Genomic DNA, 15,691 nt, shown 5'->3' on the forward strand with positions numbered 1-15,691 from the left:
CATTACCCGCGAGTAGCCTTGGTGTGGATGGGGAAAATGTCACACCCCGTTAGCCAGCCAGACCCGATCCGTGGCGACGAGAAGTACCTGATCATCGCGGGTGGCCACCGCCGCCGGGAGCCCGGCGCCGCGCGGCGTGATGACCCTGAGCCATGACCTGCCGCCGTCGGTGGAGCGCCAGAGTCCACCCGCCGCCGCGTACAACCGTCCACCGGCGACGGCCAGCGAACGCACGCCGCCGCCGTCCGCCCGGCCGAAGCGCCCGGCGGGCGCCCACGCCGGACCGCGCCACGCGCCGAAGGTGTCGTCGCGGGTGCCGACCGCGACCAGGTCCGGGCCGAGGCGGACCACCCGCTGCAACTCCGCGACGCCGGCCCGGCCCGGCACGGCGGCGGGCGTCCACGCCGCGCCGTCGTGGGAGGTCCAGGCGGCCGGCGCGGCGCCGAGGGCGCCGACCAGGACGAATCGCCCGTCCAGTACGGCGCCGGCACGGGCGAGCGGGCGCGGCGCCCGGCCGGCCAGCCCCGGCGCGCCCTCGTACAGGCGGAAATCCCGGCCGTCCGCGGAGACCCAGGCCGCCGCCCCGCTCGTCCGGTTGCCCGCGATGAGGAATCCGGCCGGGCCGCCCGAGATCGGACCGACGTCGACGGCGGTGTCGCCGCCGTACGTCTCGAACGGCGCCGCGGCCTCGGCGAGCACCCCGGCGCCGCGCTCGTACCAGGTGCTCACCCGCGGATTGCCGTGCGCGCCGCCGCCGCGCGCGCCGACTGCGGCGATCCTCCCGTTCGCGCAGGCGACCGAGAGGAGCACGCTGCGCGGGCCGTAGTAGCTGCCCGGCAGCGGCGCGAGGGTCAGATCGCGCCAGGTCCGGCCGTCCGCGCTGTCCCAGGCGGCCGGGCTGGTCTCGCCGCCGGCGCCGGCCCGGCCGCCGACGACGTACCAGCGGCCGCCACAGGAGGTCGCGTCCCGGACCAGGTGCGGGCCGGGCCCCGGCAGCGTGGCCCGCGCCCAGGCGTTGCCCGGCGCCGCCGAACAGCCGGCGACCAGGAGAACCAGGGCGAGGCCGGCCCGCAGCACGCTCAGGCCTTGCTCAGCCAGAACGTCAGGCCGATCGCCTCCTCGTGGTGCGGCGCCGCGCCGGGCCAGTCCGGCTCGCCCGCGGCGTAATCCGTCGCCAGCACCTCGTCGGCGACCAGGCCGGCGTGCTCGCCGAGCGCGGTGGCGGTCTCGTCCTGCGTCGCGGTGTAGCGCAGCACGATCCGGTCGGAGACCTCGAGGCCGCTGGACTTGCGGGCCTCCTGGATCAGCCGGATCGCGTCCCGGGCCACGCCGGCCCGGCGCAGCACCGGCGTCAGGTGCAGGTCGAGCGCGAGCGTCGCGCCGGCCTCGGCGGCGACGGCCCAGCCCTCCCGGGGCGTCTCGGTGATGATCACCTCGTCGGGCCCCAGCGAGACGGTCTCGCCGTCCACCACCACCGAGGCGCTCGCGCCCGCGCGCAGCGACTCCTTCAGCGCGGTCGCGTCGGCCGCGGCCACCGCGGCGGCGACCTGCTGCACCCGCTTGCCGAAGCGCCGGCCGAGCGGCCGGAAGTTGGCCTTCGCCGTGGTGTCCACGAGCGAGTCGCCCGCGGAACCGACCGGGAGCACGACACCGACGTTGAGCTCGGCGGCGACCTCGGCCAGCAGCTCCTCGGACAGGTCCGCGAAGCCGTGCGCCGAGGCCAGCGCCCGCGACAGCGGCTGCCGGGTCTTCATGCCCGAGTCCGCCCGCGCCGCCCGGCCGAGCTCGACCAGCCGCCGCGCCAGCGCCATCCGCCGCGACAGCGCCGGGTCGATCAGCGACTCGTCGGCGACCGGGTACGCCGCCAGGTGCACCGACTGCGGCGCGGTCGGGGTGACCGGCAGGACCATGTCCTGCCACACCCGCTCGGTGACGAACGGCGTGATCGGTGCCATCAGCAGCGTCACCGCCGACAGCACCTCGTGCAGCGTGGCGAGCGCGGCCGGGTCGCCGCGCCAGAAGCGGCGGCGGCTGCGGCGCACGTACCAGTTGGAGAGGTCGTCGACGAACGTGGCCAGCAGCTTTCCGGCCTCGTGCGTGTCGAACCCGGCCAGCGCGGCGTCCACCTCCCGCACCAGCGTGTGCAGCTCGGACAGCACCCAGCGGTCCATGACCGGCCGGTCGGCGGGCGCCGGGTCCGCCGCCGACGGCGACCAGAGCGCGGTACGCCCGTACAGCGACTGGAACGCGGCCGTGTTCCAGTAGGTGAGCAGGGTCTTCCGCACCACCTCCTGCAGCGTGCTGTGCCCGACCCGCCGGGATGCCCAGGGCGACCCGACGGCGGCCATGAACCAGCGCACCGCGTCGGCGCCGTGCCGTTCCAGCAGCGGCAACGGCTCCAGGATGTTGCCGAGGTGCTTGGACATCTTGCGGCCGTCCTCGGCCACGATGTGCCCGAGGCAGACCACGTTCTCGTACGCGGACCGGTCGAACACCAGCGTGCCGACCGCCATCAGCGTGTAGAACCAGCCGCGGGTCTGGTCGATCGCCTCGGAGATGAACTGCGCGGGATAGCTGCGCTCGAAGACCTCGGCGTTGCGGTACGGGTAGCCGAACTGCGCGAACGGCATGGCGCCCGAGTCGTACCAGGCGTCGATGACGTCGGGCACCCGGGTGGCGGTCGCGCCGCACTCGCAGGCGAACGTGATCTCGTCGATGAACGGCCGGTGCGGGTCCAGGGCGGACAGGTCCGCGCCGGCGCGCTCGCCCAGCTCCTTGAGCGAGCCGATGCAGGTCAGGTGGTTCTCCGGGCAGCGCCAGATGGGCAGCGGCGTGCCCCAGTAGCGCTGCCGGGACAGGGCCCAGTCGACGTTGTTGGTCAGCCAGTCGCCGTAGCGGCCGTGCTTGATCGTCGACGGCTGCCAGTTCGTCCGCTCGTTCTCCGCCAGCAGCCGGTCGCGGACCGCGGTGGTGCGCACGTACCAGGACGGCTGGGCGTAGTAGATCAACGGCGTGTGGCAGCGCCAGCAGTGCGGGTAGCTGTGCTCGTAGGAGACCTCGCGGAAGAGCAGGCCGCGCGCCTTGAGGTCGGCGACCAGCGCCGCGTCGGCCGCCTTGAAGAACTGGCCGCCGACCAGCGGCACCTCCGGCGCGAACGTGCCGTCGGGCCGGACCGGATTGACCATCGGCAGCCCGTACGCCCGGCAGCTCGCCAGGTCGTCCGCGCCGAACGCGGGCGACTGGTGCACGAGCCCGGAGCCGCTCTCGGTGGTGACGTACGGCGCGAGGATCACCAGATGCGCGTTGGGCACCTCGACCAGGTCGAACGGGGCCCGGTAGGTCCACCGCTCCAGCTCCTTGCCCGGCAGCGACGCCACCGGCCGCCACCCGTCGCCGAGCACGGCCTCCAGCAGCGCCTCGGCGACGACGAGCTGCTCGTCGCCGTCGGTGGCCACCACGTAGGTGACCTCGGCGTTGACCGCGACCGCGGTGTTGGAGACCAGCGTCCAGGGCGTCGTGGTCCACACCAGCAGCGAGGCCTTCCCGGCGTACGGGCCGGAGGTCAGCGGAAAGCGCACGAAGACCGACGGGTCGACGATCTGCTCATAGCCCTGCGCCAGCTCGTGGTCGGAGAGCGCGGTCTGGTCCCGCGGGCACCAGGGCGCGACCCGGAAGTCCTCGACCAGCAGGCCCTTGTCGAAGATGCGCCGCAGCGACCACCACACGGACTCGATGTACTCCGGGTCCATGGTCCGGTACGCGTCGTCCATGTCGACCCAGTAGCCCATCCGCCGGGTGAGCTCGGCGAACGCGTCGGTGTGCCGGGTGACCGACTCGCGGCACCGGGCGTTGAACAGCTCGATGCCGTACGCCTCGATGTCCTGCTTGCCGGCGAACCCGAGCTCCTTCTCCACGGCGAGCTCGACCGGTAGCCCGTGGCAGTCCCAGCCGGCCTTGCGGGCGACGTGGAAGCCCTTCATGGTCTTGTACCGCGGGAAGACGTCCTTGAAGACGCGGCTCTCGATGTGGTGGGTGCCCGGCATGCCGTTGGCGGTCGGCGGGCCCTCGTAGAAGATCCACTCGGGCCGCCCCCGAGACTGCTCGAGGCTGCGGTGGAACACGCTGTTGGCCTGCCAGAAGTGCAGCACCTCGCGGTCCAGCTCACCCAGCTCGACCTGGGCCGGCACGGGCTTGTACATCGTCATCCTCCGTCGGAACACGCGATCCCCAACGGAGGGACGAGGCTGCGCGCCCCGCGGTACCACCCTCCTTGACCGCCCGGCAGCGGCGGCCCTCTCCTTCGGTCGCGGCCGGTTCTACTCGGCCCAGGGGCCTTTCCTCCGGCGGCTCCGGGGTGATCTTCGCGCCGCGCACGCCCCCGGGCTTCCACCGTCCCCGGGTCTCTGCTGGCTGCGTGCGGCGGTACTCGTCCCCATCAACGCCTTCGCGGTCCGAATTCTAGTGCAGCGACTCCGCCCCGGTCCTCGAAATTTCCGCGGGCCGGAACGGGTGCCCGTCAGGCGATCTGGCGTAGATCGTTGCCGTAGTCGAAGATGATCCGCATCCGAGCGCCAAGCGCTCGCGCGTACCGGCTCAGGGTCGCCACCTCGTTGGCCTCGAGGTCACCGTTCTCGATCTGGCTGACCCGCCCGGGCGAGACGCCCATCAGCTCGGCAACCTGCCGCTGCGTCATTCCCAGCCGCTTGCGTTCCTCGGCGAGATGGTACGCACTGATCCAGGCCTCGGTCCGCGCCCGCTCCGCGGCCAAGGCCTCGTCGTCCCCGTCGTGCAACTCCGCACGGAGGTCGTCCCAGTCGTGGAACTCGCTCACGAGTCGGAAGACGTCCGGATCCTCCTGCCGAAGCGTCCGCAGCCAGGTCCGTACGTCAGACGTGGTCTTGATCGACCAGCGGCGTGACGCGTCCTGCGGCATGGGGAAACTATAGCTCGAGCTAAACAATCGGGGGAAGTGCAGGGGGCTGCGGATTACTCGAAGCGGGACGGGTCGCCGGCGCCGACTCGGAGGATTTCGGGTTCGCCGCCGGACAGGTCGATGACGGTGGTCGGTACCGTGCCGCACTCGCCGGAGTCGATCACCGCGTCCACGGAGTGGTCGAGCCGGTCCTTGATCTCCCAGCCCTGGGTCATCGGCTCCTCGTCGCCGGGCAGCAGCAGCGTGCTGGAGAGCAGCGGCTCGCCCAGCTCGGCCAGGATGGCCTGGGTCACCGTGTGCTCCGGGATGCGTACCCCGACGGTCTTCTTCTTGGGGTGCAGCAGCCGGCGCGGCACCTCGCGGGTCGCCGGCAGGATGAACGTGTAGCTGCCGGGCGTCGCGGCCTTGACCGACCGGAAGACCGCGTTGTTGATCTGCACCAGCTGGCCGAGCTGCGCGAAGTCGCGGCAGACCAGGGTGAAGTGGTGGCCGTCGCCGAGGTGGCGGATCTCGCGGATCCGGTCGAGGCCCTTGGCGTTGCCGATCCGGCAGCCGAGGCCGTAACAGGAGTCGGTCGGGTACGCGATCAGCCCGTCGTCCCGCAGGATGCCGACCACCTGCGAGATCGCCCGCTGCTGCGGGTTGTCGGGATGCACGTCGAAATACTTCGCCACCACCCGAGCCTAGATCGCGAGTTGCCGAAATTGCCGGAAGTCGCGACCAAAGCCAAACAAGGTTCCACCGAGGGTGGTATCGAGTGGCAGCGTGACCACATGAGACGGAGAGTCGCGCTCGTAGCAGCGCTGATCACGGCGATGGTAGGTGCGTCCGCGGGACCGGCGGGCGCCGCACCGAAGTCCTCCTATGCCTTCCTGCACCCCGGCGGTCAGCCGCGGCTGGCCGAGAAGGTGCCGGTCAACGTGGTGTTCGTCGGCTACGAACCGAACCAGGTCGGCAAGGCCGCGTACCTGTCGGGCCTGCCCCGGTCGTACGAGCCGGTGGTCCGCTCCCGGCTGTTCTACGGCCAGACCGAGAAGCTGGGCATCAGGTACACCTACGACTACCGCGTCACCTACGCCAAACAGTCCTATGAGGATAAATTCTTCAAGAAGCTCGGCGCGCTGGCGACTCCCGCGCCGCTGACCGCCTTCCAGACCGCTTACAACGAGCAGGCGAAGAACGTCACTGACATCACGTCCAACAACTTCATCGACGCGCCGAGCGTGGAGAAGTGGCTGGCGGCCCACCCGCCCGCGGGCGTCGACACCCGGCGCAACACCGTCTTCTTCATCAACTGGTACGGCCGCGCGGACTTCAAGTTCCACGTCTACACCAAGATCGGCGAGCCGGACCCCGACACCGGGTACGACTTCGGCAAGGAGCGGGCCAGCCGCAAGATCATCGCCTGGGGCGGCACCACCGCCGACGACGAGGAGACCGGCCTGGGCAGCACCCGGCGGGTCTGGTTCCACGACCTGTCCGCCGGTCCCGAGTCGTGGACCAGCAACTTCGACGTCGACAACCCGGACCTGGACGGCGACGGGGTCGTCGACTACCGGATGCCGCCGACCTGGGAGTACACGGCGGGCGGCTTCCGGTCACCGGCGGCGCTGACCGGCGACCTCTCGCTGATCACCCGCTACGTCGCGCTGAACCTGCTGATGACCACCTCGCCGCTCTACCCGGTCGAGCTGCCGACCGCCGAGCCGCCCAAGTCGATCAACATCGACAGCAACACGTACGAGGGCTGGCCCGGCGTCGACGCGTCGCGGCAGTACGTCAAGCCCAAGCTGGTCGTGGACGAGCTGGCCGAGCTGCGCTGGCGCAACCGGCTGGACTTCGACAGCCAGGACCTGCCGTACGACGCGAAGGCGCAGGAGTGCTACCTCGGCGTGCTCACCGACGAGAGCTGCTACCCGGACTCGGGCTATCCGGCGTTCGCCAACCTCTACCTCTACAACTGGGCGAACCTGGACCGGACCCAGGACGACCAGGGCCGGGTCGACTATGAGCTGCCGGTGTTCAACTACGCCGTCGACGCCGGGGTCGGGGTGCCGGCGCTGGGCTTCGCCGACGACAACTACGTCGACGGGACCCAGACGGGCGTCTTCTGCTTCATCTCGCCCGAGGTGGTGCAGTCCGGGTACGGCCTGACCACCACCCAGATTCACGAGGTCGGCCACCACCTGGGCATGAGCCATCCGCACGACGGCTACGACAGCGAGACCGGCGTCGACTACGGGCCCGAGGGCGGGTTCTACTTCGCCAACGCCGGCGACGAGAGCAACTCGATGATGAGCTACATCGACGTGAACTGGGACTTCAGCCAGTTCGACCGGGACAACAGCGACCGGTTCCTGACCGCGGCGTACTACGAGGCCGCGAACCGGCTGGCCGCCGAGGTGCTCGGCTCGTCCGGCGCGTCGAGGGCCCGCGGCGGGTTGCGGGCGGCCGACGTGCTGCTCGGGCTGGCCGTGAAGGCCTTCGCGCGGCACGACTACCGCGCCGCGTACGCGTTCGCCGAGGGTGCGTACCGGCAGGTCGTCGCCGCGGCGAAGCGGGCCGGCGTGGACGCCGCGGGTCCGGCCAAGGCGATGGCGGCCGAGGCCGACGCCGCCCGTCGTACCGGCGCGGCGGTGCACGATCCGCACGAGTTCATCGACACGCTGGCGCCGGACAGCCCGCGCAGTCAGCCGTAGTCCTGAGTCGACGGCCTCCGCCCTTCGTGGCGGGGGCCGCCGAAAGTTCTGAAAGAACGGAACAGGAGTGCGAAAATAGTAGACAGACCCTTGTGGAGTTCGTCACAGGCGACCTAAGGTCACCTCACTCCGCGCTCCCAAGGAAAAGAGCTGCTCGATGTCTGTGAATGCGAGATGGCCGGCCCTGGCCACCGCCTGCGCTGTCGGGATCGGCCTGGCGGCCGGCGCGGGCGTCCCCGCGGGCGCCGCGCCGACGGCACCCGTGGTGACCCGCGCCGGGCTCGACCCGGCACTGGTCGCCGGGCGGGGCGCCACCGTGGACTTCGCCGAGCAGGAGGCGGAGAACGCCCGGCACAACGGCACCGTCATCGGCCCGGACCGGGCCGCGTACTCCCTCGCGGGCGAGGCCTCCGGGCGCACCGCGGTCAGGCTGAGCCCCGGCCAGTACGTCGAGTTCACGCTGCCGGCGCCCGCCAACGCCGTCAACGTGCGCTACAGCATCCCGGACGCGCCGACCGGCGGCGGCATCACCGCGCCGCTCACTGTCGCCGTCGGCGGGTCGACCCGGACGATGACGCTGACCTCGCAGTACGCGTACCTCTACAACCAGTACCCGTTCACCAACGACCCGAGCGCCGGCCTGCTGCACCCGGACTGGTGGATCACCGAGTGCGCCTGCGTGCCGTCGGCGACGACGCCCGCGCCGGAGATCGCCAAGCCGTTCCGCCCGATGCACTTCTACGACGAGCAGCGCCTGCTGCTCGGCCGGACCTACCGGGCCGGCGAGAAGATCCGGTTGACCGCCTCGTCCGGCGCCGCGTGGACGGTCATCGACCTGCTCGACACCCAGCTGGTCGGCCCGCCGCGGGTCAACCTCCGCGCGGCGAACGTGCTGCTCTTCGGCGCCGACCCGACCGGGCGCCGCGACTCCGCGGCCGCGTTCGACCGGGCGATCGCGTTCGCCCGCAAGGCGCGGCTCAAGGTGTACGTCCCGCCGGGCACCTTCCAGGTGAACCGCCACGTCATCGTCGACGACGTGACGATCGAGGGCGCCGGAAACTGGTACACGATCATCAAGGGCCGGCAGGTCGCGCTCGACGAGCCGGCGCCGGACGGCTCGGTGCACACCGGCGTCGGCTTCTACGGCCGGGACGCGGCCGCCGGCGGCAGCCGCAACGTGCACCTGAGCGGCTTCGCGATCGAGGGCGACGTCCGGGAGCGCATCGACACGGACCAGGTGAACGGCGTCGGCGGAGCGCTCAGCGACTCCACGGTGGACGGCCTGTACATCCGGCACACCAAGGTCGGCATGTGGTTCGACGGCCCGATGAGCAACCTGAGCGTCACCGACAACGTCATCGTCGACCAGATCGCCGACGCCCTGAACTTCCACACCGGCGTCACGAACTCGGTGGTGCGCAACAACTTCATCCGCAACACCGGCGACGACGGCCTGGCCATGTGGTCGGAGAAGACGGCGAACGCGGGCAACACGTTCGACCACAACACCGTGCAGACGCCGACCCTGGCCAACGGCATCGCGATCTACGGCGGCACCGACAACACCGTGTCGGGCAACCTGGTGGCCGACCCGATCCGCGAGGGCAGCGGCATCCACGCGGGCTCGCGCTTCGGCGCCGAGCCGTTCGCCGGCGGCCTGACAATCAAGAACAACACAGTGGTACGCGCGGGAACGTTCGAACTGAACTGGAAGATCGGCCTCGGCGCGATCTGGTTCTACGCGCTCGACCGCAGCATCGCCGCGAACATCCGGGTGACCGGCGACCACTACCTGGACAACACCTACAACGCGATCATGCTGGTCAGCGACTGGGGCGTCAAAGACCTCTACTCGATCGACGGCGTGCGGTTCAGCGATATCCGCGTCGACGGCACCGGAACGTCGGTGGTGTCCGCCCGGGTGGCGGGCTCGGCCTCCTTCGAGAACGTCGACGCCCGCAACGTCGGCGCGGTCGGGGTGAACAACTGTGGCTCGTTCAACTTCAGGCCGACCGGATCGGAGTTCGCCCTGACGGACCTCGGCGGCAACGACGGCGGCGGCACGACCGGCCCGTGGCTGGCGGCCTGGGAACTCCCGAACACGATCACCTGCGACGACCGCCCGCCGGTCGTCGCGCCCCCGGCGCCGACGACCTGGTAGCCGGCCGGGGCGGGCGGTCAAGGGGGCCGCCCGCCCCACCCCTGCGGTCGCCGCTACGGCGGTCCCTCATGATCGAGGCCACCGTCGTAGCGGTCGGGGCTCTCCTGCTCCCCGCCGTTCCCGTCGCCCTTGTCGTCAGCTCCTTCGACGACGAACTGTTCGTGTTCTTCGGCGAAGTCGCCGCCCTGATCCTCGGGGTCGCCGAGCGGCTCTAGGCCGGCGCCCGTGGCAGTTTCACGCCCGGAAGTTCGCATGTCACGGGACGTTCCCGCGTCGGACACCCCCAAACGCCCCGAGAAAAAGTCAGGGCAAAGGTGTCAAATCACAGAATCGGTCTTCCGCCGGTGACCGGGAAGACGACGGCCCGGCCGATGCCGCCGTCGCCGCCGGTGATCGGTCAGGCGGTCGCCGGCGCGCGGCGACCGGAGCGGGCCGGCCGGGCCTGCTGCGGCAGGGCGGCGCGGGCCGCCTCCGCCCGCGCCTCGGCGGCGAGGACCTCGCGCCGCAGAGTGCGGACCGCGGCGGTGGCGACGCCGGCGGCCTGCCAGGCGGCGTCCTCGGCGTTCAGGCACTCCTGGTAGGCCGCGAACCGGTGCGCGACGGCGGCCCGGGCGAGGGCGAGCTCCTGCCTGACGGGGTGCAGCGTCGGGTCCCAGCCGTTGCGGTGGGTCAGCGCGTCCAGCAGCTGCGAGTCCGACAGGTCGCCCCGCCGGTACGCGGCCTGCGCGGACCGGCGCAGCGCCCGGGCCCGCTCGGCCTGCTCGTCCCGGTCCGCCTCGCCCGCCGGCGTCGCGTAGGCGGCCGCGCCGCGGGCCCGGCTCAGCGCGGCGTCCGCGTCCTGGTAGGCCTGCCACGCCTGCTGCGTGCCGGCCTGCGCCTCCTGGCACTCCTCGCGCCGGCGCTCGGCCGTGTTCGCCGCGCCCCGCGCCGCCACCGCGATCTCCTCGGCGTACCGGATCGACTCCGCGTCCGCCTCGGCCCGGCGCTGCGCCTCGGCGTGCTTGCGCGCCGCCGAGTCGGCGAGCCAGGCGGAGATCTGGCGCGGGCTGAGGACGCCGCTCGGCAGGGCCAGGCCGGCGAGGGCGAGGAGGGCGAGCAGGATCAGGGTCGCCCAGATGGCGGCGGCCGCGCGGCCACCGTCCCCGGCGAGGAGCGCGAGAGCGAATTCCATGACTTCTTCCTTGTCCACCGGTCGTGCCACTTATGCGATGTCGGGCGTGACGAGACGACCCGCCGCACACCGGGGGAGAACGGGCCGGGCGTGGCGGGGCGGGTCAGGCGGAGAGTGGCGGTGCGCGCGGCCCGGTGGCCGCGGTGCCGGACTGGTCGGCGAGGGCACGGACGCCGGGCGATGCGGCGGCCGGGGTGCCGGCGGCCGGCGCGACCGGCGACGGGGGAGCGGTCGGCTCGGCCGCGAGCGGCTCGGTGGCCTTGGTGACCGCGACGGATGCCGCGGAGGCGGCGGAGGCGGCGGCGATGGGCACCGGACGCGGGTCGACGGTCAGAGCTGCCGTGTTCGGGGCGCCGAGCAGCGCCGCGAGCAGCAGAGACGCGACGAACGGCACATCGACAATCTATCGGGCCGGGCGGGGACCACGCATCTCCACGGCTCGATACGTGATCCAGCCAACGATTACTAGAGCTGCTCCATCCGGCGGATCTCGCTGCCCTGCTCCACCGCCATCTCGTTGGCCAGCTCGTAGAGCGTCTGGTCCGTGCCGCCGGCCAGGACGTCGCCGGCCATCTGGATCGCGCCCTTGTGGTGCGCGGTCATCATCGCGATGAACCTGCGGTCGAACTCGGCGCCGCGGGCGCCGGCCAGCGCCGCCAGATCGGCGGGCGTCTGCATGCCGGGCATCGTGCTGTGGTCATGCGCCGCGCCGGCCTCGGCCAGCTTGCGGTCCGCGAGCCAGCGCCTCAGCCAGACGATCTCCGGGCCCTGCGCGGCGCTGATCCGCGCCGCCAGGTTGCGCAGCCCGGTGTCGCCGGCGCGCTCCGGCGCCAGCGCCGCCATCTCGAGCGCCTGCTCGTGGTGCACGATCATCATCTGCACGAACGTGACGTCGATGGTGTTGTAGGTCGAGCCGCCGAGCGAGCCGACCTGACCCGAGTCGGTCACCCGCGCGGATTCGCCGGGCCTGCCGGGCAGGATCACCCGGACCGGCGGCGTGCTCGCGCTCGCGCTCGGCCGCGGCGCCGCGGCCCTCGAATCGTCGCCCGAGCGGGCGGCGACCACCGCCGCGCCGGCGGCCAGAACCGCTGCCGTGGCCGCGATCAGCGTAAATGTCCTATGCCGACTCATCGAATCCCTTCGTGCCGGTAACAAATACCCCCGCGCCCAGGCTCGGGCAACTACTGTAACGACCATGGTGAATGCGCACCGTAAGTGCCACCATCCTGCCCGCGGTGCGCCTCTGTCGGAAGGAGCTTCATGAAGCACTCTGCCCCACGAGGGCGGCAGCTCAAGCGCCTGGCCTGTCTCAGCGTTGCGACAGTTCTGCTCGGACTGTTGACGGCGCCCTCGAGCGGTATGGCGCAGGCACCTGCCGACCCCGGCACCCCGCCAGGCGTCGACGAGATAGCTAGCACGCCGAACCTCAAACAGGTCGCTTTTCTGCCGAAGGCGGGCCCGTTCGCGAACTCTTTCAACACGGACTGGGCCTTCAAGGGCAAGTACGCATACGGCGGCAATTACAACGGCTTCACGGTCTATGACATCAGAAACCCGAAGGCGCCGGCCGTCGCGGCCCAGGTGGTCTGCCCCGGCTCGCAGAACGACGTCTCGGTCCACGGCAACCTGCTGTTCCTGGGCACCGACTCGCAGCGGACGAACGACTCCTGCGACAACGCCGGCTCGACGGCCGCCGTACCCGGCGACCGCTGGGAAGGCATCAAGATCTTCGACATCAGCAACCCGCTGACGCCGGTCTACGTCAAGTCGGTCAAGACAGTCTGCGGCTCGCACACCCAGACGCTGGTGCCGGGCAAGCGCGGCGACAGGTCGGTCTACCTGTACGTGTCGTCGTACAACCTGGCGGCGGCGGACCTGCCGAACTGCGCACTGCCGCACGACAAGATCTCGATCGTCCGGGTGCCGCTGCGCAACCCCGCGGACGCCGCCGTGGTGGCGACGCCCGTGCTGTTCCCGGACGGCGGCTACGGCGGCGGTGGCGAGGGCCAGTCCCCGACGACGGGCTGCCACGACATCACCGCGTACCCGGAGAAGAACATCGCCGCCGGCGCCTGCATGGGTGACGGCGTGCTCTTCGACATCTCCGACCGGACCGCGCCGAAGGTGATCACCACGGTGCGCGACACCGTGAACTTCGCCTTCTGGCACTCGGCGACGTTCAACAACAAGGCCACCAAGGTCGTCTTCACGGACGAGCTCGGCGGCGGCGCCGGTGCCACCTGCAACACGACGGTCGGCCCGAACCGCGGCGCCGACGCGATCTACGACATCGTCGGCCGGGGCGCCAAGCGCAAGCTGGAGTTCCGCAGCTACTTCAAGATCCCGCGGGCCAACACCGACACCGAGAACTGCGTGGCGCACAACGGCTCGCTGATCCCGGTGCCGGGCCGCGACATCATGGTGCAGGCCTGGTACCAGGGCGGCGTCTCGGTCTGGGACTTCACCAACTCGCGCAAGCCCAAGGAGATCGCGTACTGGGAGCGTGGACCCATCTCGGCCACCACCCTGGTGCTGGGCGGCTCGTGGTCGGCGTACTGGTACAACGGGTACATCTACTCCCACGACATCGTCAAGGGTCTGGATGTGCTGAAGCTGGACGACCGGCGGACCAACTCGGCCCGCTGGGCGCGCACGGATCTGTTCAACGCGCAGACCCAGGACAACTACCGTCACTGGTGACACCCGCGTGAGTGTGGGCCCGGCCTCTTCGCGAGACCGGGCCCTCCGCGTCTGGCAGTGTGATCGGACGTGGAAAACCTCTGGTTACAGAAGATCTCCGAGAACCCGGGCCACTCGCGCTGGTACATCGAGCGGTTCCGGACCATGGCCAAGGAGGGCGTCGACCTGGCCGGCGAGGCCCGCCTGATCGACGCGATGCTCCCCCGCGGCTCCCGGATCCTGGACGCGGGCTGCGGCGCCGGCCGGGTCGGCGGCGCGCTGGGGGTACGCGGCCACGACGTCACCGGCGTCGACCTCGACCCCGAGCTGATCGCGGCCGCCGAGGAGGACCATCCGGGACCCACCTGGCGCACCGGCGACCTGGCCGAGCTGGACCTGCCGGACCGCTTCGACGTGGTCGTCTGCGCCGGCAACGTGATGACCTTCGTCGCCGCGGGCACCCGCACCGAGATCCTCCGCCGGATGCGCCGCCACCTCGCCGACGGCGGCCGGGTGGTCATCGGCTTCGGCGCCGGCCGCGGCTACCCGTTCGACGAGTTCCTGACCGACGCGGCGACCGCCGGCCTCGTCCCGGACGTGCTGCTCTCCACCTGGGACCTGCGCCCGTTCTCCAGCACGTCGGACTTCATCGTCGCCCTGCTTCGTCCCGCCTGACCCCTCGAGTGATCAGGTCGCTCCAGCTCGTTCTCGGCGTACCTGTTCGAGCACGGCGGTGTCGGATTCGAGGCTCGGGCGGCCGACCTGGCGGTCGAGGTCGACGACGATTTCCAGCTCGTCGACCGCCTGGTCGAGATTGCGTTCCGCCCGATGGATCATCGCGATGTTGAACCGGGTGGCGGCTTCGCCGGCGCGGTCGCCCACCTCCCGCAGGATGGGCAGGGCCTGCCGGAAGTAGGCCAGGGCCTGTTGCCGGTCGCCGAGCCCGTTGTGCACGGCGCCGATGTTGTTGAGGGTGACGGCCTCGCCGGCGCGGTCGCCGACCTCCCGCCGGATGGGCAGGGCCTGCCGGAGGTAGTCCAGGGCCTGCTGCTGGTCCCCGAGCCCGTGGTACACGCCGCCGATGTTGGTGAAGGTGGTGGCCTCGCCGGCGCGGTCGCCGACCTCCTGCCGGATGGCCAGGGCCTGCCGGTAGTAGTCCAGGGCCTGCTGCCGGTCCCCGAGTCCGTTGTACACGCTGCCGATGTTGTTGAGGGTGGCGGCTTCGCCCGCGCGATCGCCGACCTCCCGCCGGATGGCCAGGGACTGCAGGAAATAGGCCAGGCCCTGCTGCCGGTCCCCGAGCCCGTTGTACACGCTGCCGATGTTGTGCAGGGTGCTGGCCTCGCCGGCGCGGTCGCCGACCTCCCGCCGGATGGGCAGGGCCTGCCGGTAGTAGTCCAGGGCCCGCTGCCGGTCCCCGAGTCCGTGGTACACGAGGCCGATGTTGCTGAGGGTGGCGGCCTCGCCGACGCGTTCGCCGGCCTCCCGGGTCAGGGGCAGGGCCTGCTGGTAGTGGGTCAGGGCCTGCTGCCGGTCCCCGAGATTGTCGTACACGAGGCCGATGTTGTTGAGGGTGGCGGCCTCGCCGGCGCGGCCGCCGACCTCCCGCCGGATGGGCAGGGCCTGCTGGTAGTAGGCCAGGGCCTGCTGCCGGTCCCCGAGCCCGTCGTAGACAAGGCCGATGCTGGTGAGGGTGGCGGCCTCGCCGCCGCGGTCGCCGGCCTCGCGATACCGGTGCAGGGCCTGCTCGTAGTTGACCAACGCCTGTCGGGGCTGCCCGGTGGAGGATTCGGCCCAGCCCAGGTGGTAGAAGGATTCGGCGTCCGGGCCGAGCGTCAGGGTCGCGGCTGCCAGGGTGGCCACGTCGGCGAACCGGGACCGGGGCAGCCACGCCCTCGCCACCCGGTGCCCGACCTCCCGGGCGATCGCGGACTCCCGGCCGGCGACCGCCAGCCGGTGCACCTCCACCCATCGACCGACCGTCACCGCCGACCCATCACGAACCAACGATTCCCGCCTCCCGGCCAGCACCATACGACCGACACCGA

Annotated in this window: 13 protein-coding genes; 5 read left to right on the forward strand and 8 right to left on the reverse strand. The window is 71.5% G+C overall.

The window, feature by feature from the left end:
• Positions 1–39: 39 nt before the first annotated feature.
• The 4 genes from ACIBSW_RS26760 to ACIBSW_RS26775 all read right to left on the reverse strand — a co-directional run bounded on the left by ACIBSW_RS26760 (position 40) and on the right by ACIBSW_RS26775 (position 5,607).
• Positions 40–1,077 (reverse strand): hypothetical protein, encoded by a 1,038-nt coding sequence (locus ACIBSW_RS26760; RefSeq protein WP_354723914.1) that lies wholly within the window; start codon positions 1,075–1,077, stop codon positions 40–42.
• Positions 1,078–1,079: 2 nt separating this feature from the next.
• Complete coding sequence (gene ileS, locus ACIBSW_RS26765) at positions 1,080–4,199, reverse strand: isoleucine--tRNA ligase (protein WP_354723912.1); 3,120 nt, start codon at positions 4,197–4,199, stop codon at positions 1,080–1,082.
• 317 nt (positions 4,200–4,516) lie between these two features.
• Positions 4,517–4,933 (reverse strand): helix-turn-helix transcriptional regulator, encoded by a 417-nt coding sequence (locus ACIBSW_RS26770; protein WP_354723911.1) that lies wholly within the window; start codon positions 4,931–4,933, stop codon positions 4,517–4,519.
• Between the two features lie 53 nt (positions 4,934–4,986).
• On the reverse strand, positions 4,987–5,607 hold the full coding sequence (locus ACIBSW_RS26775; RefSeq protein ID WP_354723909.1) for an L-threonylcarbamoyladenylate synthase: 621 nt from the start codon (positions 5,605–5,607) through the stop codon (positions 4,987–4,989).
• A gap of 99 nt (positions 5,608–5,706) precedes the next feature.
• On the opposite strand from ACIBSW_RS26775, the gene ACIBSW_RS26780 reads away from it, so the two are divergent.
• From ACIBSW_RS26780 to ACIBSW_RS26790, 3 genes are all read left to right on the forward strand, one after another.
• Positions 5,707–7,632 (forward strand): hypothetical protein, encoded by a 1,926-nt coding sequence (locus ACIBSW_RS26780; RefSeq protein ID WP_354723907.1) that lies wholly within the window; start codon positions 5,707–5,709, stop codon positions 7,630–7,632.
• A gap of 157 nt (positions 7,633–7,789) precedes the next feature.
• The gene (locus ACIBSW_RS26785; protein WP_354723905.1) at positions 7,790–9,793 is read left to right on the forward strand and encodes a glycosyl hydrolase family 28-related protein; all 2,004 of its coding nucleotides are present in this window, start codon (positions 7,790–7,792) and stop codon (positions 9,791–9,793) included.
• Positions 9,794–9,861: 68 nt separating this feature from the next.
• Complete coding sequence (locus ACIBSW_RS26790; protein WP_354723903.1) at positions 9,862–10,008, forward strand: hypothetical protein; 147 nt, start codon at positions 9,862–9,864, stop codon at positions 10,006–10,008.
• 182 nt (positions 10,009–10,190) lie between these two features.
• On the opposite strand, the gene ACIBSW_RS26795 is transcribed toward ACIBSW_RS26790, so the two are convergent.
• From ACIBSW_RS26795 to ACIBSW_RS26805, 3 genes are all read right to left on the reverse strand, one after another.
• Positions 10,191–10,964: a hypothetical protein gene (locus tag ACIBSW_RS26795; protein WP_354723902.1), complete on the reverse strand. Its 774-nt coding sequence runs from the start codon at positions 10,962–10,964 to the stop codon at positions 10,191–10,193.
• A gap of 103 nt (positions 10,965–11,067) precedes the next feature.
• On the reverse strand, positions 11,068–11,358 hold the full coding sequence (locus ACIBSW_RS26800; RefSeq protein WP_354723900.1) for a hypothetical protein: 291 nt from the start codon (positions 11,356–11,358) through the stop codon (positions 11,068–11,070).
• A 71-nt stretch (positions 11,359–11,429) separates the two neighbouring features.
• Positions 11,430–12,095 carry a DUF305 domain-containing protein gene (locus tag ACIBSW_RS26805; protein ID WP_354723899.1) on the reverse strand — a complete coding sequence of 222 codons (666 nt, stop codon included), beginning with the start codon at positions 12,093–12,095 and terminating at the stop codon, positions 11,430–11,432.
• Between the two features lie 129 nt (positions 12,096–12,224).
• On the opposite strand from ACIBSW_RS26805, the gene ACIBSW_RS26810 reads away from it, so the two are divergent.
• Positions 12,225–13,664, forward strand: a complete 1,440-nt coding sequence (locus tag ACIBSW_RS26810) for an LVIVD repeat-containing protein (protein ID WP_404799462.1) — start codon at positions 12,225–12,227, stop codon at positions 13,662–13,664.
• Between the two features lie 144 nt (positions 13,665–13,808).
• On the forward strand, positions 13,809–14,318 hold the full coding sequence (locus ACIBSW_RS26815) for a class I SAM-dependent methyltransferase (RefSeq protein ID WP_354723986.1): 510 nt from the start codon (positions 13,809–13,811) through the stop codon (positions 14,316–14,318).
• A 12-nt stretch (positions 14,319–14,330) separates the two neighbouring features.
• Here the strand turns inward: ACIBSW_RS26815 and ACIBSW_RS26820 are convergent, their stop codons facing one another.
• On the reverse strand, positions 14,331–15,629 hold the full coding sequence (locus ACIBSW_RS26820; protein ID WP_354723895.1) for a tetratricopeptide repeat protein: 1,299 nt from the start codon (positions 15,627–15,629) through the stop codon (positions 14,331–14,333).
• Between the last annotated feature and the right edge of the window lie 62 nt (positions 15,630–15,691).

The organism is Actinoplanes sp. NPDC049668 (assembly GCF_044465445.1).
Classification (GTDB): domain Bacteria; phylum Actinomycetota; class Actinomycetes; order Mycobacteriales; family Micromonosporaceae; genus Actinoplanes.